At 61.5% G+C, this 19,740-nt stretch carries 24 protein-coding genes; 10 read left to right on the forward strand and 14 right to left on the reverse strand.

Translation table 11 applies throughout. The features are described 5' to 3' along the window. Positions 1-30: 30 nt before the first annotated feature. From lptB to JWZ97_RS03785, 6 genes are all read right to left on the reverse strand, one after another. Positions 31-756 carry an LPS export ABC transporter ATP-binding protein gene (gene lptB, locus JWZ97_RS03760; protein WP_205433489.1) on the reverse strand — a complete coding sequence of 242 codons (726 nt, stop codon included), beginning with the start codon at positions 754-756 and terminating at the stop codon, positions 31-33. 4 nt (positions 757-760) lie between these two features. Beyond that, positions 761-1,285, reverse strand: a complete 525-nt coding sequence (gene lptA, locus JWZ97_RS03765) for a lipopolysaccharide transport periplasmic protein LptA (protein WP_205433490.1) — start codon at positions 1,283-1,285, stop codon at positions 761-763. Continuing rightward, positions 1,272-1,838: an LPS export ABC transporter periplasmic protein LptC gene (lptC, locus tag JWZ97_RS03770; protein ID WP_205433491.1), complete on the reverse strand. Its 567-nt coding sequence runs from the start codon at positions 1,836-1,838 to the stop codon at positions 1,272-1,274. The genes lptA and lptC overlap by 14 nt, the downstream gene beginning before the upstream one ends. Position 1,839: 1 nt before the next feature. After that, positions 1,840-2,361 carry an HAD family hydrolase gene (locus JWZ97_RS03775; protein WP_205433492.1) on the reverse strand — a complete coding sequence of 174 codons (522 nt, stop codon included), beginning with the start codon at positions 2,359-2,361 and terminating at the stop codon, positions 1,840-1,842. Between the two features lie 22 nt (positions 2,362-2,383). Then, entirely contained in the window at positions 2,384-3,367 is a 984-nt protein-coding gene (locus tag JWZ97_RS03780) for a KpsF/GutQ family sugar-phosphate isomerase (RefSeq protein ID WP_205433493.1), read from the reverse strand. A gap of 61 nt (positions 3,368-3,428) precedes the next feature. After that, on the reverse strand, positions 3,429-3,959 hold the full coding sequence (locus JWZ97_RS03785) for an RT0821/Lpp0805 family surface protein (protein ID WP_205433494.1): 531 nt from the start codon (positions 3,957-3,959) through the stop codon (positions 3,429-3,431). A 152-nt stretch (positions 3,960-4,111) separates the two neighbouring features. Here JWZ97_RS03785 and JWZ97_RS03790 point away from each other — a divergent pair, with 152 nt between their 5' ends. Next, positions 4,112-4,393 (forward strand): acylphosphatase, encoded by a 282-nt coding sequence (locus tag JWZ97_RS03790; protein ID WP_205433495.1) that lies wholly within the window; start codon positions 4,112-4,114, stop codon positions 4,391-4,393. Here JWZ97_RS03790 and JWZ97_RS03795 read toward each other — a convergent pair. Further along, positions 4,390-5,397: a DUF475 domain-containing protein gene (locus JWZ97_RS03795; RefSeq protein WP_205433496.1), complete on the reverse strand. Its 1,008-nt coding sequence runs from the start codon at positions 5,395-5,397 to the stop codon at positions 4,390-4,392. The two genes, JWZ97_RS03790 and JWZ97_RS03795, sit on opposite strands and share 4 nt — an antisense overlap. 124 nt (positions 5,398-5,521) lie before the next feature. Further along, the gene (locus JWZ97_RS03800; protein ID WP_205433497.1) at positions 5,522-5,833 is read right to left on the reverse strand and encodes a DUF1244 domain-containing protein; all 312 of its coding nucleotides are present in this window, start codon (positions 5,831-5,833) and stop codon (positions 5,522-5,524) included. Between the two features lie 485 nt (positions 5,834-6,318). Here JWZ97_RS03800 and JWZ97_RS03805 point away from each other — a divergent pair, with 485 nt between their 5' ends. From JWZ97_RS03805 to JWZ97_RS03820, 4 genes are read left to right on the forward strand one after another with little or no spacing between them, the layout of a single operon-like run. Continuing rightward, positions 6,319-6,861 (forward strand): septation protein A, encoded by a 543-nt coding sequence (locus JWZ97_RS03805; RefSeq protein ID WP_205433498.1) that lies wholly within the window; start codon positions 6,319-6,321, stop codon positions 6,859-6,861. A 4-nt stretch (positions 6,862-6,865) separates the two neighbouring features. Further along, positions 6,866-7,168: a YciI family protein gene (locus tag JWZ97_RS03810; protein ID WP_205433499.1), complete on the forward strand. Its 303-nt coding sequence runs from the start codon at positions 6,866-6,868 to the stop codon at positions 7,166-7,168. Beyond that, positions 7,165-7,458, forward strand: a complete 294-nt coding sequence (locus JWZ97_RS03815) for a BolA family transcriptional regulator (protein WP_205433500.1) — start codon at positions 7,165-7,167, stop codon at positions 7,456-7,458. Before JWZ97_RS03810 ends, JWZ97_RS03815 begins: the two co-directional genes overlap by 4 nt. Further along, complete coding sequence (locus JWZ97_RS03820; protein ID WP_205433501.1) at positions 7,455-8,489, forward strand: peptidylprolyl isomerase; 1,035 nt, start codon at positions 7,455-7,457, stop codon at positions 8,487-8,489. Before JWZ97_RS03815 ends, JWZ97_RS03820 begins: the two co-directional genes overlap by 4 nt. Positions 8,490-8,568: 79 nt before the next feature. On the opposite strand, the gene JWZ97_RS03825 is transcribed toward JWZ97_RS03820, so the two are convergent. The 5 genes from JWZ97_RS03825 to JWZ97_RS03845 form a co-directional block, all read right to left on the reverse strand. Then, entirely contained in the window at positions 8,569-9,705 is a 1,137-nt protein-coding gene (locus JWZ97_RS03825) for a diguanylate cyclase (RefSeq protein WP_240342463.1), read from the reverse strand. 100 nt (positions 9,706-9,805) lie between these two features. Then, positions 9,806-10,540 carry a bifunctional 2-polyprenyl-6-hydroxyphenol methylase/3-demethylubiquinol 3-O-methyltransferase UbiG gene (gene ubiG / locus JWZ97_RS03830; protein WP_205433503.1) on the reverse strand — a complete coding sequence of 245 codons (735 nt, stop codon included), beginning with the start codon at positions 10,538-10,540 and terminating at the stop codon, positions 9,806-9,808. 77 nt (positions 10,541-10,617) lie between these two features. Then, a complete protein-coding gene (locus JWZ97_RS03835; RefSeq protein WP_205433504.1) occupies positions 10,618-12,033 on the reverse strand; it encodes an L-serine ammonia-lyase in 1,416 nt (471 codons plus the stop codon). A 142-nt stretch (positions 12,034-12,175) separates the two neighbouring features. After that, on the reverse strand, positions 12,176-13,687 hold the full coding sequence (gndA, locus tag JWZ97_RS03840) for an NADP-dependent phosphogluconate dehydrogenase (RefSeq protein WP_205433505.1): 1,512 nt from the start codon (positions 13,685-13,687) through the stop codon (positions 12,176-12,178). Positions 13,688-13,868: 181 nt separating this feature from the next. Further along, a complete protein-coding gene (locus JWZ97_RS03845) occupies positions 13,869-14,240 on the reverse strand; it encodes a hypothetical protein (protein WP_205433506.1) in 372 nt (123 codons plus the stop codon). Positions 14,241-14,539: 299 nt separating this feature from the next. Between JWZ97_RS03845 and JWZ97_RS03850 the strand changes: the two genes are divergently transcribed. From JWZ97_RS03850 to cpdA, 5 genes are read left to right on the forward strand one after another with little or no spacing between them, the layout of a single operon-like run. After that, entirely contained in the window at positions 14,540-15,511 is a 972-nt protein-coding gene (locus tag JWZ97_RS03850) for a Tim44 domain-containing protein (RefSeq protein ID WP_205433507.1), read from the forward strand. Positions 15,512-15,551: 40 nt separating this feature from the next. Then, positions 15,552-16,037 carry a TlpA disulfide reductase family protein gene (locus tag JWZ97_RS03855; protein WP_205433508.1) on the forward strand — a complete coding sequence of 162 codons (486 nt, stop codon included), beginning with the start codon at positions 15,552-15,554 and terminating at the stop codon, positions 16,035-16,037. A gap of 1 nt (position 16,038) precedes the next feature. Beyond that, the gene (gene hemJ, locus JWZ97_RS03860) at positions 16,039-16,461 is read left to right on the forward strand and encodes a protoporphyrinogen oxidase HemJ (RefSeq protein WP_205433509.1); all 423 of its coding nucleotides are present in this window, start codon (positions 16,039-16,041) and stop codon (positions 16,459-16,461) included. A 1-nt stretch (position 16,462) separates the two neighbouring features. Continuing rightward, positions 16,463-17,788, forward strand: a complete 1,326-nt coding sequence (gene argA, locus JWZ97_RS03865; protein WP_205433510.1) for an amino-acid N-acetyltransferase — start codon at positions 16,463-16,465, stop codon at positions 17,786-17,788. A gap of 51 nt (positions 17,789-17,839) precedes the next feature. Further along, a complete protein-coding gene (gene cpdA / locus JWZ97_RS03870; RefSeq protein WP_205433511.1) occupies positions 17,840-18,661 on the forward strand; it encodes a 3',5'-cyclic-AMP phosphodiesterase in 822 nt (273 codons plus the stop codon). A gap of 92 nt (positions 18,662-18,753) precedes the next feature. Here the strand turns inward: cpdA and glk are convergent, their stop codons facing one another. Next, on the reverse strand, positions 18,754-19,734 hold the full coding sequence (gene glk, locus JWZ97_RS03875; RefSeq protein ID WP_205433512.1) for a glucokinase: 981 nt from the start codon (positions 19,732-19,734) through the stop codon (positions 18,754-18,756). Positions 19,735-19,740 lie beyond the last annotated feature (6 nt).

A 19,740-nucleotide genomic window follows, 5' to 3' on the forward strand; every position in this document is an offset into this window, starting at 1 on the left:
ACAGAGGGAAGGGGGGAGGTCGGGAGAGCCTCAAAGCGAAAAGTTTTCACCCAGATAGACCTTGCGCACCTCGGGATCGTTGACGATTTCATCGGACTTGCCTTCGGCGATCACCTGTCCCTCGTTGAGGATATAGGCTCGGCTGCAGATGCCCAGTGTTTCCCGCACATTGTGTTCGGTGATGAGGATGCCGATGCCACGCTTACGCAAGTGATCGATGATCTTCTGGATGTCGATGATGGAGATCGGGTCCACCCCGGCGAAAGGTTCGTCGAGCATCATGAAGCGGGGCTCGCAGGCCAGGGCGCGGGCGATCTCCACGCGCCTGCGTTCGCCGCCCGACAGGCTCAGCGCGGGCTGGTTGCGCAAATGGGTGATGCTGAACTCTTCCAGCAGTTCGGCGATCAGCAGTTCGTGCTGGCCGCGTGTCAAATCGTCCCGCAACTCCAGCACGGCGCGCAGATTGTCGGTCACCGTGAGCTTGCGGAATATCGACGGCTCCTGGGGCAGATAGCCCAGTCCCAGCTTCGCGCGGGCGTGCATGGGCAGGTGGGTGATGTTTTGCTCGTCGAGGAAAATCTCGCCCTGGTCGGGGCGTATCAGCCCGGCCATCATGTAGAAGCTCGTGGTCTTGCCTGCGCCGTTGGGGCCCAGGAGCCCGACGATTTCGCCGCTTTCCATGGTCAGCGAAACGCCGTTGACCACTTTGCGCTTGCCGAAGGATTTACCGAGATTACGCGCGGAAAGTGTCGTCATCCCCTTACTCCGCCGCCTTGCCGTCCTGGGGCTGCAGCGTCACGCGTACCCGTTTGCCGCCGGGGCTGCCCGCCGGAACGCCCGCTTTCATCACGGAGCGCCGACTGTCGTATTCGATGCGGTCGCTCGCGACGCGGTCGCTGCTGTCGGCCTGGTTGCCCTGCCAGGCCAAGGCGTTCTCGTAGAGCACCAGGATGCCGGTTTCCGGAAAATATTCCGCGCGCTGGCCGGTGCCGTGCCAATCGGGTTTGTTGGGCTCGGGGGTTTGCTTGAGGCGCGTGGGATTGCCGTAGCTGAGGATTTTTTCCGTCTTGCCGTTTTTCTGCAGCACGATCATCCGGTCGCCGAACACCTCCAGGCTGCCCTGCGTGGTATGCACGTTGCCGACATAGACGGTTTCCCCCTTGGCTTCGTCGTAAGTGGCCGAATCCGCCTCGATATAAATGGGCTGCTTGGCGTCGCTTTCCAGACCCCAGGCGAGCGGGGACAGCAGGCCCAGCAGGGGCAGGGCGAATTTAACGCATTTCATGCTTTCTCCGTACGTCCGAGAGAATGGTGAAATTAAGTAGCGGCTTGAAGTGGACCCGCATGCCGGTTCCGTGAGTCTCATCCTGCGGAGCGCGGATGATCACGTCCTCGGCCGTTTCCGCAAATTCGGCCTTGGGATCGTATTTGACATTGCGGGTGATGATCCTGATCTCGCCGTCTGTGGTCTGACGCGTGATCAATACGTTGCCGTTCATCAGCACGGCCGTTCCGCCGCTCAATGCCGTTGCCGTTTCCGAACGGATGACCCAGGGCTCTTTGCCTTCCTGAAAGAGCGTCATCACGGGCTTTTCCATCTCGGTCCGGTCGTCGTTCTTGTAATGGGTCATCGTTTCGGCATCCAGCGTCTGGCTCGGTTTTCCTTCGGCCGACAACACCGTCCGCGTGATGTTCTTGGAATAGTAGTCGACGACCGACCGTTCCTGACGCGCGCCGTTTTCCTCCGCGGGCGTCAGTTTGTCGGCCAGCCAGGCGCTCGCGACGGCGATCAGGCCGAGTGCCAGATAGGCGGAAATTTGCCGTGTGGAGACTGTCACGCTAGTAATGTTGCTCGACGATGTCCTGCAGCTTGCCCTGCGCTTCCATGATCAGATCGCACACTTCGCGGGCGGCGCCATACCCGCCCGGCTGCCGTGTGCGCCAGTCCACGTGGGAAAGTATGGAAGGATGGGCGTTGGAAACCGCGACGGCCAGACCGACGCGACGGAACAGCGGGAGATCCAGCAGGTCGTCGCCGACGTGGGCGATTTCCTCGGGGGAAAATCCGGTGTCTTTCAAGATGTCGTCGAATGCCAGCAGTTTGTTCTGATAGCCCTGGAACACGCGTTCTATCCCCAGGCTGTCCATGCGCTTGCTGACCGAAACCGAGACGCGGCCGGAGATCACGGCCACATCCACGCCGGTCTTGCGCAGCAGTTTGATGCCCAAGCCGTCGTGGGCGTGAAAGCCCTTGTATTCGCGGCCCTGTTCGTCGAAATAAAAACGGCCGTCGGTCAGCACGCCGTCGACGTCGAAGATGACCAGTTTGATCCGGGCGGCTTTGGCGCGTACGTCATTCATGCATTTTGTTCCTCGTATGGGGCTAAACCACGCCTGCCCTAAGCAGGTCGTGCATATTGAGCGCGCCGATGAGGCGGTTTTCGGCGTCTACCACCAGAAGCGCGTTGATGCTTTTTTCTTCCATGATGTGGACCGCTTCCGCGGCTAGCTTATCGGCCTCGATGCGTGCGCAGCTCCGCGTCATGACGCGGGAAACCGGCGTGCTGTGGATATCGCCTGCGCGTTCGAACAGCCGGCGCAAGTCCCCGTCGGTGAATATGCCTAACACGCGTTCTCCGGCGTCCACGATGGCCGTCATGCCCAGTTTCTTGGCGGTCATTTCCAGCACCGCTTCGCGGATCAAGGCGGTTTCTGAGACCTTGGGCACGGCTTCGCCGCTGTGCATTACATCGTTCACGAGCAGCAGCAGTTTGCGCCCCAGGCTGCCGCCGGGGTGGGAAAGGGCGAAGTCTTCCTTGGTAAAGCCCTTGGCCTCCAGCAGGCTCACCGCCAGGGCGTCGCCCATGGCCAGGGCGGCGGTCGTGCTCGAACTGGGCGCCAGCCCAAGCGGACAGGCTTCTTCGCGCACGCCCACATCGAGATGCACGTCGGCCTGTTTGGCCAGCGTCGAAGCGGCATTGCCGGTCATCGCGATCAGCCGTGCGCCCATCCGTTTGATCAAGGGCAGTATCGTCGCGATCTCCTCCGTTTCGCCGGAGTTGGACAAGGCGAGAACCACGTCTTGCGGGGTAATCATGCCCAGATCGCCGTGGCTGGCCTCGCCGGGGTGCACAAAAAAGGCCGGACTGCCGGTGCTGGCCAGGGTCGCGGCGATTTTTCGGCCGATATGGCCGGACTTGCCCATGCCGGTCACGACCACGCGTCCGCGGCAGCTCAGCATCAGCCGGCAGGCGGCGGCGAAATGGTGGTCGACGCGGGTTTCCAGTTCGGCAACGGCGGCGGCTTCGATCCTGATGACCCGCTGGCCGAAACGGCAGAGGGTTTGATCGTCGGGGAATAGAGTCATGCAGTGGCGAGCACGGCGCCAGTCGCCGCGTATCGGTGACGGCTAAGTCCGGGCAGGAAAATTATTGTACCAAGACCCACTTGCCGCTGGCGTCCTGGCAAGCGCGCCGGGTTTCCCGGATGGTCTGTCCGCTGGATGAGGTGAAGACTTCCTCCAGGTTGCGGCAATTCTGCCGGGTATACGGATCCACCGTCGCTTGGCCCAAGGGATTGACCGATACGACATTCCCGGTTTGCGGATTGCTCCATTGCTGGGGCTGGTTGAATTCGCCCGACTGCATCAGGCCGCCGAGTTGTTGCAGGCGAAAATTCTGGTCCGCCGGGGCGACTTGCTGGCCGATCTGACCGTAAAGTACGCTGCGCGCCATGTTTTGTATGAAAGCGTCCATCACGCTGCTTTGAGTTCCGCCCAATCCGCTCACGGCGCTGTTGAGGACTGCGCCTACCGCCGCTTGCTGGGCCGCTTGCCCCACCGCCCCCAGTGACGGATTAGCCGCCACGCCGGGGTTGTATCCGCCACCGCCCGCGCAGCCGGCAAGCAGGACAAGTGCGGAAATGGCCGCGGTGGAGCTGGATCGGGTCAATTTACTCATTAATCATGTTCCTGAATCATAAAGGGGATTTCATCCGGTTCGCCGCGCGTTTATCCGCCATATGATAAACAACTGCCGACCGGAAGCGAATAATCCATTGTAACGGGCGTCGTCGTATCCTGTGCGCCTGTTAATCGAAGAGGAGTGAGATCATGCGCAAGAGGGTACGCGTTTGGGTATCCGGTCGGGTTCAGGGCGTCTACTATCGGGGCTCGACTTGCCGCGAGGCAGACCGGCTGGGGCTGATGGGCTGGGTCAGAAACCTGGCCGATGGCCGGGTGGAACTCGTGGCGGAGGGCGAGGAGTCGGCGATCCAGGCCTTGTTGAACTGGTGCGCCGAGGGGCCGCCCATGGCGCGGGTCGACGAGATCAACGTGCTCGAGGAACCCATCAAGGGTGTCCTGATCGGCTTCCAGCAGATTCGTGGGGCCTAGTCGGCTCCACCAGCGGCCTGGCGGGCCCGCGCGCGGACCGACGACCATAGGGACAGCAGGATTAAGCCCAATCCTGTCAGTCCGGTGGCGATTTCCGGCACGTGCACCGATATGTCCACCAGCATCAGCACGGCGAGCGCGCCGATCGCGTAATGGGCGCCGTGCTCCAGATAGAGATATTCATCCAGCGTGCCCTTGCGCACCATGAAGACCGTCAGGCTGCGCACGAACATCGCGCCTATGGTAAGGCCCAGCAGGATGATGACCACATCGCGGGTGATGGCGAAGGCGCCGATCACGCCGTCGAACGAAAACGACAGATCCAGCAGTTCCAGATAGAGAAATGAAACCAAGCCGGCCCGCTGAAGTTGAGGGCCGCCTTCGCTACCCTCGAACAGCGTCGCCACGCTTTTGACCAGCACGAACAGGATGACGCCGGCGATGCCTGCGATCAGCATCGGCAATCTTTCGGCTTCCGGCAGGAAGCCCAGTGTGGCCAGCAGGGCGCTCAAGGCCAGAACCACTTCTATGGACTCCAGCTTGCCCATGCTGGAGAGCCGTTTTTCCAGCCAGACCAGCCAATGCAGGGACTTGTGCTCCTGCACGAAGAACGAGAGGAAGACCAGCAGCAGATACATGCCGCCGAAGGCGGAAATCTGGGTATGGGCCGAATCGATGTGCCGGGCGTATTCCTCGGGCTGATGCAGGGCCATCAAGGTCACGTCCTGCAGACTGTGGCCGGTGATCAGCGCGACGATCAACACCGGGAACAGGAAACGCACACCGAATACCGCGATGACCATGCCCCAGGTCAAGAAGCGCTGCTGCCATCGCGGAGACATTTTTTTCAACACGGTGGCATTGACCACCGCATTGTCGAACGACAGGCTGACTTCCATGATGCCGAGGATGGTCGCCATCAGCAAGCCGGTGCTGCCTGACCAATAGTATGCCGCCGCCAGGCAAACGGCGGCGACGAGTAGGGCGGAAATGAAGTTACGCATTTATCTCGCTAGATTTAATGCCCCAGTAGCTGAGGAAGTCGCCCAGAGGTTCCGGGCGGGGGGCTGTTTTCGGCTATGCAGGCATTGAGGCCGGATCGAGGGCAATGCTCCGGAGCCCGGCGTATCAGTGGCCTTCGGCCTCTTTACGGCGCAGCCTCTCTTCCATGGCGCGCAACTGCTCGGGCGTGGCTTCGGTTTGATATTTTTCCTTCCATGCAGCGTAAGGCATGCCGTAAACGATTTCCTGAGCGGCTGGGTAGTCGATATCCAGTCCCAACTCCTTGGCTTCGGCACTGTACCACTTTGCCAGGCAGTTGCGGCAAAAGTCGGCGAGTATCATCAGATCGATGTTTTGCACTTCGGTATGTGTTTGCAGGTGCTGCAAAAGCCGGCGAAATGCCGCCGCTTCGATTCGGGTTTGGATTTCGGAAGTCATTTGGAAGCGTCATGATAAGGTGGGAAACCCGCAGGCGGGCCGGGTGTATACTCGCCGCCGTCAGAGCGGCTATTCTGTTACATCCCCTGCCGGGCGGTAAAGTCGCGGCCGGCTTTATACCATGGAAATACGCAAGACTCTCTTCGTTCACCATCCGACGCAGCCGGTTCGAGCGCCAGCCGTTTCGCGCCTTGCGGGCGGGCGGCAGGACACGTCCGCATCCCCCAGCGGGAAGCTCGAGGATGACGATCCCGATGACCGGCGGCACTCTGCGTTGAAGCGCCTGGAAGGTGGAACGAGTGTTCCGGACGATGCCCTCTCACGCGTGCCGACACGACTGGAGCGGGCTGCGAGCAGGGGACTGGAAGCCTACCGGGAGCAACTATTCCAGGCACGGGACGATGAACGCGCAAGGCTCAGCCGCATGCTGGGCATTGATTATTACGCTTGAGGCGCTGGCTACACCCCATCACGGTTCTACTCACATGAAGATACTGTTCGACTTTTTCCCAATTCTGCTGTTTTTCATCGCTTACAAGTTCGTCGATATTTATGCGGCCACAGTGGTCGCCATCGTCGCCACGTTCGTGCAGGTGGGTATTTCGTGGTTCACCCGCCGCAAGGTCGAGGCCATGCATTTGCTCACCCTGGTCATCATTGTGGTGTTCGGTGGACTGACCCTGTATTTGCACGACGAGATGTTCATCAAATGGAAGCCGACGGTCATCAACTGGTTGTTCGGTGCCGTTTTCCTGGCCAGCCAGTGGCTGGGCGAGAAGACCATGATCGAGCGCATGATGGGGGCGACCCTGGTTCTACCTCAGGCGATCTGGCGGCGGCTGAATCTGAGCTGGTCCAGCTTCTTTCTGCTGCTCGGCGTGGCCAATCTGCTGGTGGTCTACAGCTTCGACACCGAAACCTGGGTCAATTTCAAGCTGTTCGGCATGCTGGGTCTGACTTTCGCCTTCGTCGTCGTCCAATCGCTTTACCTGTCCCGCCATCTGCCCGAACCCAAACCGGAGGAATAAGGTCTTGATCTACGCCATCATCAGCGAGGATGTCGCAGGCAGCCTCGAATTACGCAAACAGACTCGTCCCGCCCATCTGGAGCGGCTCCGGATATTACAAGACGAAGGGCGCCTGCTGCTGGCGGGGCCGCACCCCGCCGTCGATGCCGAGGATCCGGGGCCGGCCGGTTTCACCGGCAGCCTTATCGTCGCCGAGTTTCCCAGCCTGGCCGACGCCGAGGCCTGGGCCGACGCCGATCCCTACCGTCAGGCCGGCGTGTATGCGCAGGTCACGGTCAAGCCCTTCCGTAAGGTGCTGCCGTCATGAACCCGCGTGCCGAACGTATTTGCCAACTGATACAGGAGGCCCTGGCGCCGACTCATTTCGAGTTGTTCGACCACAGCGCCGCCCACGCCGGGCACTATGCCGCTAGGGAAAGCGGAGGCGGGCATTTTTATGCGACAATCGTCTCCGCCGCGTTCGCGGGAAAGTCGCCGGTCCAGCGTCACCAGTTGGTCTATCGGGCCTTGGGTGAAATGATGCAGTCGGACATCCACGCGCTTAGCATCAAGGCTTACACCCCCTCTGAATATCACACAAAGGAAGATCAGGAATGAAACAAAGTTCACTCATCGCGGCGGCGGTCGCCTCCGCTTTGTTGCTCGCAGGCTGCAATAATCAGGGCGGCGGCCAGTCTCAGACTCCGGGGGCCGGGTCGAAGCCCGCCGCTGTGCCCGCCGCGCCCAAGCCGGAAGACGTGGTGGCGACGGTCAACGGGACGCCGATTACCAAGGATGCCGTTGCGGTCATGAGCGCGGAAATCCAGCAGCGGCGCGGACCCAACGGGGCGCCGGAAGACAAGGTCATCGAGGAGTTGATTTCGCGCGAACTGTTGCGTCAGGAAGCCGTCACGCAAAAACTGGACGTCGACCCCTCCTATCTGGCCCGCATAGACGGTATGACCCGCATCCTGCTGTCGCAGATCGCGGCTGAGCACTTCATCAAGAACACGAGCGTGTCGGATGAAGAAGCCAAGAAGGAATACGAGAGCCGCATCGGGGCGATGAAGGCGACCGAATACCGCGCCCGACACATCCTGGTCGACAACGAGGCCACCGCCAAGGACATCGTGGCCAAGCTGCAGAAAGGTGCGAAATTCGACGAACTGGCCAAGAAGCTGTCCAAGGACCCCGGCAGCAAGGAACACGGCGGTGAACTGGGCTGGTTCAGCCCGCAGCAGATGGTGCAGCCGTTTTCCGAGGCGGTGGGCAAGCTGAAAGACGGCGAAGTGACGCCCGCGCCGGTGCAGACCCAGTTCGGCTGGCATGTGATCCAGCGTGAAGAAGTGCGTGAGCAGCAGCCGCCCGCTTTCGATCAGGTTAAGGATCAGATCAAGAACCTGCTGCAGACTCAGAAATTGCAGCAGCACATCGCCGATATCAAGGGCGCCGCCAAGATCGAGCGTACGGCGAAGAAGGAAGAGGCTCCTGCAGCCCCGCCTGCTCCGGGTGCGGAGGACGCCTCGAAGCCGGCCGCTCCGGCAGGGCAAGCACCGGCTCCGGCCGAAACTCAGCCGAGCCTGGAAGCGGGCAAGCCGCAAGCGGAAAAACCCGCCGACAAGCCTGTAAGCAAGCCGGCTGCCAAATAAAGGCGGGCAGCGACCGGATGTAGATCGGGGGCCTCAGGGGCCCCCGATGTTTTTCGGGATAGTGGAAGCGTCCGAGCTGCTAGCGGGTGCCCGCCGCGGTTTTGCGGGGCTCGGGCCTGAGTAGCCCAGCGGATACCACGCGATTTCTGCCGCGCCCTTTCGCCAGATAAAGCGCCCGGTCGGCCAGATCGATCAGCTTGGCGGCATAGGTCTTCTCATCGCCCGCCCATTGCGACGGCTCCATCGTGGCAACGCCGATGGACAGATGCACCGGTATGCGCCGGCCGTCCCGGGAGGTCAGGTCCGCCCTTTCGACATGCAGGCGTATGCGTTCGGCCACTTCCATGGCCTTGTCTTCCGAAGACACTTCCAGCAAGGCGATGAACTCCTCGCCGCCGTAGCGGGCCAACACGTCGTTGTTGCGCAGCAGCGAGCGTATGCCGCGGGCCACCTCGCCGAGCACCAAGTCTCCGGTTTGATGGCCGAAGGTGTCGTTGATGCGCTTGAAATGATCGATGTCTAGAAAAAGACAGGCGAGACAGGAGCCGCCGCGCAGAACCCGGTTGATTTCCTCGCCTATGCGTTGATCGAAAAAGCGTCGGTTGTTGACTCCGGTCAAGGGGTCGATCAGGCTGGTGCGCCGCAGCAGTTCAAAATTCAGCGTATTTTCGAGGCAGACGCTCAAAACGGCACTCAGGCGATCGAGAAAATCCGTGGCCATGCTCACCCCGAAGCGCGCGGGATTTTCGCTGGCCAGATTGAGACTGCCCAATAGGCGGCCTCTGCGATACAAGGGCAGCAGGGCGAAACTGGCATCGGGGTGCGTGGGCAGCCGCTTGAACAGGCTCCCGCAATGTTCGCGCCGGAAGGGGCCGAGATAGGGCCGCATCAGCCGGCCAAAGCTTTTTTCCAGCGCAGAAGCCGACTCCAGCAACACCAACTCGGCGAGTTGATCCGGCGGCAGGCCGTCTTCCTCCAGAAACTTGCGCAGTTCTTTTTTGTCGTCCACCAACGCCAGGCTGACGTGATCCAGTTCGAAGACCTGACGCGTGTCTTGCAGCGTTTGCTCGATCAGTTCGCGCAACGAGTTCAACGACAGCATGGTCATTTCCAGGGTCTGGAAACGATGCAACTTGATGTCGTTTTGTCTGACGCAGTCGATGAGGTTATCCAGATGGCTCTGGAGTACGCGCAATTCCGTATTAAGTTCGTCCAAACAGTTCATTCCGGACCGGGTGGGGATGTAAGCCCGAAAATACTAGCACAGGCCCTGCATGTCGCCATGGACGGCGCGGTGAAAAACATGTGGCAACGGATCAGGGGCGGGCCGCGGTGAGGATGTAGTTGATGCCCATATAGCGGCTGAAATGAAACTTGAGGCCCCACGGGTGTACGCCGACACCGGTGCGATCGATGACTTTAAGGCCGGATTGTTCCAGAATGTTTTCCAGTTCCACGGGCTTGGGAAAGCGCCCCCATTGATGGGTGCCGCGCGGCAGCCAGCGCAGCACGTATTCGGCCATGACGATGGCGCCCAGCCAGGACGCGAGAGTGCGATTGAGGGTCGCGACGAAGATGAGACCGCCCGGCTTGACCAGACGTAGGCAGGCGCTCATGAACACGTCCAGTTCCGCCACATGTTCCACCACCTCCATGTTCAATACGGCGTCGTATGAGTCGCCGCGGCCGGCGAGGATTTCCGCGCTGGCGGTTTCATAGTGGATGGGCAGCCCACTCAATTCGGCATGCAGGCGCGCGACGTGTATGTTTTTCTCCACCACGTCCACTCCGTGGACGTCGGCGCCCAGGCGTGCCACCGCCTCGCTGAGTATGCCCCCGCCGCAGCCGATGTCCAGGATGCGCAAACCGTGCAGTGGGGCGTCCCGCCCCGCATCGCCGCCGAAATGTTCGATCAGGCGGTCGCGTATGTAGGCGGTGCGCAACGCGTTCATCCGGTGCAGGGGCCAGAACGGGCCTTCGGCCTGCCACCAAAGCGAGGATAATCTTTCGTAAAACGCGACTTCGGCGGGGTCTATGCTGCTGGGTGTCATGAGGGGCGGGTATACCAAACTGTCGGGCAGCCGAGTTTACGACCGCGATGTGAAAAGGCAATCCGCGCGGCTGCCGTTCAGCATTCCGGCACGTTCACCGGTATGTGGATAGCGAGGCCGCCTTCGGCGGTTTCCTTGTAGCGGCTGTTCATGTCCTGCGCGGTTTCCCACATGGTCTTGATGACGGCGTCGAGGCTGACCTTGGCGTCGGCCGGGTCGCTATCCAGGGCGATGGATGCGGCGGTGATGGCCTTGACCGCGCCCATGGTATTGCGCTCGATGCAGGGGATTTGCACCAGTCCGCCAACCGGATCGCAGGTCAGGCCGAGATGGTGCTCCATGGCGATCTCCGCAGCCTGCAACACCTGCTCCGGCGTTCCGCCCGAGACTTCCGCCAGACCGGCCGCAGCCATCGCGGACGACACGCCGATCTCCGCCTGGCAGCCGCCCATGGCGGCGGAGATGGTGGCGTTTTTCTTGAATAGCGTGCCGATCTCGCCGGCCGTCAGTATGAAGCGGACCACCTTGTCCTCGTCGAAACCGTCGACGAAGCACCAGGCATACATCAGCACTGCCGGTATCACCCCGGCCGCGCCGTTGGTGGGCGCCGTGACGATGCGGCCGAAAGACGCGTTCTCCTCGTTGACCGCCAGGGCGAAACACACCACCCAGCGGTCGACGCTGGAGAAATCACGCGGTTGTCGCCGCAGCAATTCGACCCATTCCGCCACCGTGGAGTAGCTCGCCCCGTGCAGCAGCTTCCGATGGATCTCCGCAGCTCGACGGCGAACCTGCAAGCCGCCCGGCAAGTAACCGTCCCGGTGCACGCCGCGGTAGATGCAGTTCTGGATTTCCCGCCACAGCGCCAGCGCCAGCGCTTCGATTTCCTCCCGACTGCGCCAGGCTTGCTCGTTCAGATAGGTCAAATCGGAAACGGACAAACCCAGCGCCTTGCAATTGCGTAGCAAGTCTTGACCCGAGTGGCAGGGGTAAGGCGTCACGATGCGAGGCGCTTGAATGGTCGATGCATCGTCGTCGCCGGCCACGAAGCCACCGCCCAGGGAATAGTAGATACGTTCGATGATATCGCCGTTCTTGAGAGCCGCGCAAAAACTCATGCCGTTGGCGTGCCGCGGCAGGGTGGTGGAAGTTTCGAACACCAGATCGCGCTCGTAGTCGAACGGCATGTTCCGCCTGCCGCCCAAGGGGAGCGACAGGCCCGATTTGATCGCCGCGACCTTGGCGGGGATGGTCGCGGTGTCCACCCGCGTGTAGTCCTCACCCGAGAGGCCCATCAAAATGGCCACATCGGTACCATGGCCCAGACCGGTCTTGGCCAGCGAGCCGTACAGCCTGATGGTGAGCGATTCGATTCGGTCCAAATCGCCCAATTCCGTCAAAAACAAGGCTGCCGCCCGCCACGGACCCATAGTGTGGGAGCTGGAAGGGCCGATGCCGACCTTGATGATCTCGAACGCACTGATGGAGTCCATGAGTCGTTGCTTTATTGGCGAATGGCTCAGCCGTCGGAGGAGCTTGTCGGGATCATCACCCCGACAGCCCAGGTTCGCCCTTGCGGCGGGTGCCTGCGGAACACCAGGGCCATGGGACACCGTCCGAATTCAACGTCGTGCCTCAGACCTCGACTTGCACCCTGGGATCGCCGGGCCAGTCGAGGTGGAAAAACTTGCCGCGTGGTTGGTCGGTGCGCTCGTAAGTGTGGGCGCCGAAATAGTCGCGCTGTGCCTGCAGCAGGTTGGCCGGCAGGCGGGAGCTACGGTAGCCGTCGAAATAGGCCAGCGCGGAACCGAACGCAGGGACGGGCAGTCCACTCTTTACCGCCAGTGCCACGACTTCGCGCCAATTTTCCTGCCCGGAATGCAGCGCGTCCCTGAAATACGGATCCAGCATCAAATTTTTCAAGCCGGGATCACGGATGTAGGCGTCGGTGATTTTTTGCAGGAAATTCGCGCGTATGATGCAGCCGCCCCGCCATATCTGGGCAATGGTGCCGAAATCCAGCCTCCAGCCATAGGTCTTCTGCGCCTCGGCCATGAGTTGGAAACCTTGGGCGTAGGCGCAGATTTTGGAGCAATAGAGGGCGTTGCGAATGGATGCGATCAACGCCGGCGCGTCGTTTACGATCGGGAGCTTTGGACCGTGCAGCGCATCCCCGGCCTGCACGCGCTCATCCTTCAGCGCCGACAAGGCGCGGGAGAACACCGCTTCGGCCATGGCGTTGGCCGGCACGCCTTGTTCCAGGGCGCTGGTCGAGGTCCACTGGCCAGTGCCCTTTTGACCTGCCGTATCCAGCACCTTGTCGACCAAAAATCCATCGCCGGAAGGATCGCGCTGCTGAAGGATGTCTGCGGTGATCTCAATGAGGTAGCTGGACAGTTCGCCTCGATTCCAATCCGCGAATACCTGGCCGATGGCGTCGGCCTCCCAGCCGAGCAGGTGTTTGATGAGCCAGTAAGCCTCGCAGATGAGCTGCATATCGATGTATTCGATGCCGTTATGCACCATCTTTACGTAATGTCCGGCCCCGTTCGCGCCGATATGCGCGGTGCAACTGACGCCGCCCGACAGCGGTTTACCGGGCTCCGCGCCTTCCAGTGGCGCGCCCGTTTGTTCATCGACCTTGGCCGCGATGTCGCGCCAGATGGGCTCCAATTCCGCCCAAGCTTCCGGGCTGCCCCCCGGCATAAGCGAAGGTCCGAAGCGGGCGCCGGTTTCGCCGCCGGAAACCCCGGAACCGATGAAGGAGAATCCTTGCGCCGTCAGTTCTTGCTCCCGGCGGATCGTATCCAGCCAGTGCGCGTTGCCGCCGTCGATGACGATGTCGCCGGGATCGAGGTGGGGCAGCAGTGTGGCTATGGTCTGGTCCGTGGCGGTGCCGGCTTTGACCAGCAGCACGATCTTGCGCGGACGTTTGATGGCGGCGACGAATTCCGGCAGGCTTTCCGTACCGATTACCCGCGCCGCCGAAGGTTCGTTCTTTTCGCAGTCGGCGATGAACCCCCGGGTCTTCTCCGCGGTGCGATTGTAGACGGCGATGGTGTGGCCGTGATCGGCGATGTTGAGAGCCAGATTTTGCCCCATGACGGCCAGGCCTATCAGGCCGATGTCGGCGATTCCGCTAGTCATAACGCCCCCGTGTCGTCAAAAAATGTGAGACCAGAGTATATCCCGCTACGGTCCACGCACGTCATGGCTTCAACCTCTCTCAAGTCAGGGGGGGCTGGAGCCGGCTCGCAAGCAGCCTTACGTACGTCCGGTCAAGGTTTCCAGGCCGCGCAGTGTCTGGAAAGTATAGGGTAAAAACATACTAATTTACTTGGGTGAGCCTATCGATGATTTCGCGAGGTTCAGGTATCTTGCTGATTTTTGTGAGAGTAGGGTCCGGTCCGCCAAGCATGCGGCGATTTTTTTCCCGCAAAATATGGACAGCGTTTATTTTTGCTTTAGACTCTGCCGCAGCTTCACGGACGGGGCGCGATTGTAGAGTCGCCAAAGAGGAGGAGAGCCCGTAAGGGCGCACATAAAAACAACAATGCTCTTGCAATGTGTCGCTTGTTCGATGCGTTAGCCTTACAAAAACAACAATAAGCGTAAACCCGCCCTGTGCGGGTTTTTTTATGCCCTGCGTGCGAGCAAAAAAGAAGGCGACCACTAGGGTCGCCAAAAAGGAGGAGAACATTGCCCGAGCGCCTAGAACCGGATGATGCGGGTCTTGTCAAGCAACGGCTCTGTTGAGTCGGTATCAATTATCGCAAAGAAATTTAGATTCAGTTATCAGACAATCTTATGATATCGATAAGCCGCCTCTTCGGCCCGAAAGCCAGCGGGGCCAGTACGGAAGCCGCAGACCCAGTTTGCCGAGCGGCGAACTCGGTCGCGTAACGGAATTGGGGGGAATTGCGGGATGAACGGTTGATTTTTTCGGGCCTGCCGGCATATAAAGCCCGCCGACAACTTATCCATCACTTCGAGCACATCATGAACAGACTGAGTCGATTACTGCTGACTTTGGGCCTGGCACTCTCCCTGTTATTCACGGGAATAGATGCATCCTTCGCCGCCCGGATGGGGGGCGGCAAATCGTTCGGCAGCCGGCCGTCGTACAGCCAGCCTTACAAGAGCCCGAATAATGGCTACAGCCAAGCCACCCCGGCACAGCCCGGCTATCAATCTCCCGCCTATCAGCGCAACCAAGCGGCCCGTGAATCCTTGAGCCGCCGCGGTGGCCTGATGGGCATGTTGGGCGGCCTGGCCCTGGGGGGGCTGCTGGGGGCCATGCTGTTCGGCGGCGCATTCGAACACATCAACTTCGTCGATCTGTTGATTTTTGCCGGGATCGCCTTTTTGCTGTTCAAGCTGCTGGCCAGCAGACGCCATGGCGGCTCGGCGCACGCGGCCGCCGGGAATTATCGGGCGGAGCCCGGAAGCGACTTCGAGCGAGGCTACGAGCGCAGGGCCGAACCGGTTTATGCCGGACCGGCCAATCGCGCGGGATTCGATACCGACATCCTGTCCCGCAAGGGGCGTAACCTGGGCGTCGGCGTGGACGCCATCCCGCATGCCCCGGCCGCGTTGCCGTCTGATTTCGACAAAACGGCGTTCCTTTCCGGCGCCAAGGCGGCCTATGCCCATTTGCAGGCCGCCTGGGATGCGGCCGACCTCGCCGAATTGCGGGCCCTCACCACCGACAAGGTTTTCTGTGAATTGCAGGAGCAGTTGCGCGAACGCGGGGGAGCCAACCACACGGAATTGCTCGAAGTCGAAGCCACCGTATTGGATGTGCGCGATCAGGGCGACGAGCGCACGGCCAGTGTGTTGTACGACGTCCTTATGCGCGAAGCACCCGGAGCCGAGGCCGTGAGGGTGCGCGAAGCTTGGCATTTCGTCCGTTCGCGTTCGAGCCGGCAGCCGACCTGGTATCTGGATGGAATCCAGCAACTGGAGGATTGAAGGCAAGCAAGCACGAGGTGCCCAGCGGAGTGGCTGGCGTATGAAACGACGGCTTATGCTGGGCATGTCACTGCTGGCCGCCGGACTAGGCCTGCTGGCAGGGTGTTCCAATGCGCCGGAGAGCAGCTTCACCACGGTGAAGGGTGAGCGCATCGAATTGAGCGCCCTGCGAGGACGGCCGGTGCTGGTCACCTTTTGGGCCAGTAATTGCGCAAGCTGTCTGGATGAGATGCCCCGGCTCACCGAGCTATATCGGGACTATCACGCGCGCGGTCTGGAAGTCATCGCCGTGGCGATGCAGTACGATATGCCCAGCCAGGTGGTGGCGCTGGCTACGCAACGCGATCTGCCCTATCCCGTGGTACTGGATCCTCAAGGCCAGCATGCGCATGCCTTCGAGGATGTGACCGTGGTGCCCTCGGTTTTCCTGCTTTCGCCCGAAGGCGATATCCGCTTCCGTAAAATCGGCCCGCCGGACATGAAGGCGCTCAGATCAATGATTAATTCCATGCTGGCGGAGACCTGACATGCTGCTCAAGGCGTTTCATCTTATTTTCATGGTGACGTGGTTCGCCGGGTTGTTCTATTTGCCGCGGCTGTTCGTCTATCACGCGCTGAGTTCGGATGTGGTCAGCATCGAGCGTTTCAAGATCATGGAGCGCAAGCTCTATTACGGCATCATGACCCCCGGTATGGTGCTGACGCTGATTTTCGGCATCTGGATGCTGGCCGATTATGCTTGGGAGGCTTATGCGTCCGCGGGCTGGCTGCATTTGAAACTGACCTTGATCGTTCTCCTGGTGGCCTATCACTTCCTGTGCGGCAAATGGCTTTTGGATTTCAAGCACGACCGCAACAGGCATAGCCACGTTTACTTTCGCTGGATGAACGAAGTTCCCGTACTCTTCCTGATCGCCATCGTCTTGCTGGCCAGCGTCAAGCCTTTCTGAAATGAACACGGTGCCCGCAGACCGTGTTCGCTGGTTTCGCGATTCCTCGCCCTATATACACGCTCACCGGGGACGGACCTTCGTCGTTTCGTTCGGCGGCGAAGCCGTGGCCGATGGCCTGTTCGCCAATCTGGTTCATGACTTCGCGCTGCTGAACAGCCTGGGCGTTCGCCTGGTGCTGGTCCACGGCATACGCCCGCAAATCGAGCAGCGTTTGCAGGCGCGGGGTATCGAAGCCCGCTATCACCGGGGATTGCGCATCACCGATGCGATCGCCCTCGACTGCGTGAAGGAGGCGGCCGGCGCGGTGCGTGTGGAGATCGAGGCCTTGTTGTCCATGGGCCTGGCGAACTCCCCCATGGCCGGCGCCTGCATCCGGGTGGCGTCGGGCAATTTCGTGGTGGCCAGGCCGCGCGGCGTGTGCGACGGCGTGGATTTCGGCCAGACCGGCGTGGTCCGCCGGGTCGACGTGGAAGGCGTGCGGGGCCAGTTGGAACAGGGAAACGTGGTATTGCTGTCCCCGGTCGGTTATTCGCCCACCGGCGAGGTGTTCAATCTCAGCGCGGAAGAGGTGGCGACGGCGGTCGCCATCGCGCTGGATGCCGACAAGCTGCTGTTGCTGACCGAGGAGGAATGCCGGGCGGCCGCGGACGACAAGGCCTTCCGCCAACTCACTACGGATGAGGCCGACCTGCTGCTGACGCGGTCGGACAGTTTGGCGGGCGACATCGCGCCCCATTTGCGCGCCGCGGTCATGGCGTGTCGCGGCGGGGTCAAACGGGCGCACCTCGTCGATCGCCATCAGGACGGAGCCGTGCTGCTCGAACTATTCACCCGGGACGGGGTCGGCGTCCTGGTCAGCACCTCGCCGTTCGAAGAGATGCGCCTCGCTCAACTCGGCGACATCGGCGGCATCTGCGATTTGATCCGCCCGCTGGAGGCGGCCGGTGTGCTGGTGCAGCGCACCCGGGAACGCCTGGAAACCGAGATCGACGATTACACGGTCATCGAACGCGACGGCATGGTGGTGGGTTGCGCGGCCTTGCATGCCTATCCCGAGGAAAGCGCGGGAGAGCTGGCCTGCGTCGCCTTGCACGAGGATTATCGCGGCGAGGGGCGGGGCGATCGCCTGCTGGATTACATCGAGCGGAGGGCGCGGGAGCGGGGCTTGCGTCGGCTGTTCGTCCTCACCACCCAGACCACGCATTGGTTTCGCGAACACGGCTTCGAACCGGCGGGCCTGGACGACCTGCCGAGCGCGCGCCGCGCGTTATACAATCACAACCGCAACTCCAAGATCCTCTTCAAGTCATTGGACAGGATCTGATACTTCGACTACCTATTCTCCGAACCGAAACCGCCAGAGGATGGTCTTTTCATGACCTGTGATCGCCTGCCCCACCCGGTCGGCCCATATGTGCGCATAGTTCAGCTCACCGATTTTCACCTGCTCGCCGATCCCGCCGAGGCCATGATGGGCATCAATACCGACGCAAGCTTTCGCTCGGTGTTGGCTGCGGCCCATGCGGCACACTGGCCGCCCGACCTTTGTCTGCTGACCGGCGATCTGGCCCAGGAAGCCCGGCCGCAAACCTATCGCCGGCTGCGCGCTTACCTGGAGGAACTGGGTGTGCCGTGTTATTGCCTGCCGGGCAATCACGATTCACCGGCCGTGATCGCCGAACACCTGGCGGGCGCATCGGTTTTCTATCAGCGTACGCTGCTGCTGCCGGACTGGCAGATCGTTTTCCTCGACAGCACCATAGCCGGCGATCCGGGAGGCTTCCTCGCCGACGAGCAACTCGCGGCCTTGGAAGATGCCTTGCTCGCCCATCCCGATCGCCATGTCCTGGTCGCCCTGCACCATTCTCCGCTGGCCACCGGCAGCCAGTGGCTGGATACCATGCGGGTGGAAAATGCGGAGGAATTTCTCGCCTTGCTGGCCCGTTATCCGCGGGTTAGGGCGGTCGTGTACGGTCACGTGCACCAGGCCATGGACGAGCGGATAGGCGATCTGCGGCTGATAGCCGCCCCTTCCACCTGCTTCCAGTTCAAGCCGGCCAGCGGCGATTTCGCCCTGGATCCGCTCCCGCCCGGCTACCGCTGGATCGAGCTCTACCCGGACGGGCGGATAGAAACCGGCGTGGAACGCGTGGCGGAATTGCCGGCGGGCCTGGACATGGCGTCCGCCGGATACTGAGAGGCCGGCGAGGCGGGCGAAGTCGGCAGTCGGCGAAGCCGTCGATCCAGACCGGTTGCCGAACCGCAGGCTGACAGGCTGCGTCCAGTGGCTTATTGCGCGGCGAAATAATGCATGGCGCCCAGCAGCGGAGTGCGCGGGTTCAGTGCGAGCTTTACCGACAGCGTGGAGAGCAGGGGACGGAAGCGTCCCTTGGCGGTGAACGCCTGGATGAATTCGCCCGATTCGAGCGCGGAGCGGATTTTCGGGCCGATGCCGCCGCCGATGAACACTCCTCCGGTAGCGAAGGACCGAAGCGCCAGATTGCCGGCCTCGGCGCCGTAGATCTCCGCGAATAGGCGCACGGCTTCCCGGCACAGAGGATCTTCGCCGTCTATGCCCAGCCGGGAGATCAGGGCGTTGCGGTCTATATCGGGGGCGGCGTGATCCGGAACGGCGGGGCAGGGCGGCGCATAGCCGCTGGCCGCGAGGAAGTCGTACAAATGGCCGAAGCCGTTGCCCGACAGGATGCGCTCGTTGCTGACGTGGTCGGGATAAAGGCCACGCAGGTAGGACAGCAGTTGGTCCTGCCGTTCGTTTTGCGGCGCGAAGTCGCTGTGGCCGCCTTCCGTGGCGACGGGATGATGCCGCTCGCCGTCCCAGTAGAGCAAGGCCTCGCCGAGGCCGGTGCCGGCCGCGATCACCGCGATGTTGCCGGTTTGCTCGACGGCGTTCGGATTGAGCTCGATGAAGTCCTGCTCTTCCAGGTGCAGCATGCCGACGGCCATCGCTTCGAGATCGTTGAGCAGCCGGACACGCTCGGTGCCGAGGCGGATCTTCAGGGCGGAGCCGTCGAGCAACCAGGGCAGGTTGGTGGTCTGACAGCGCTGATCGATGACCGGTCCCGCGACGCCGAAGGCGGCCGCATCGATCTGCTCCCCGTCGGCCAGGAACAAACCGATGATCTCGTCGAAGGTGCGGAACTCGCCACTGGCGTAAGTCTGTTCCCGCACGATATGGGTCGAGCCGCCGGCCTGTGTTTCGATCGAGGCCAGGACCGTTTTGGTTCCGCCGATGTCGCCGGCTAATATCATGGGCTT

This window comes from Methylococcus sp. EFPC2, from assembly GCF_016925495.1.
Taxonomy (GTDB): domain Bacteria; phylum Pseudomonadota; class Gammaproteobacteria; order Methylococcales; family Methylococcaceae; genus EFPC2.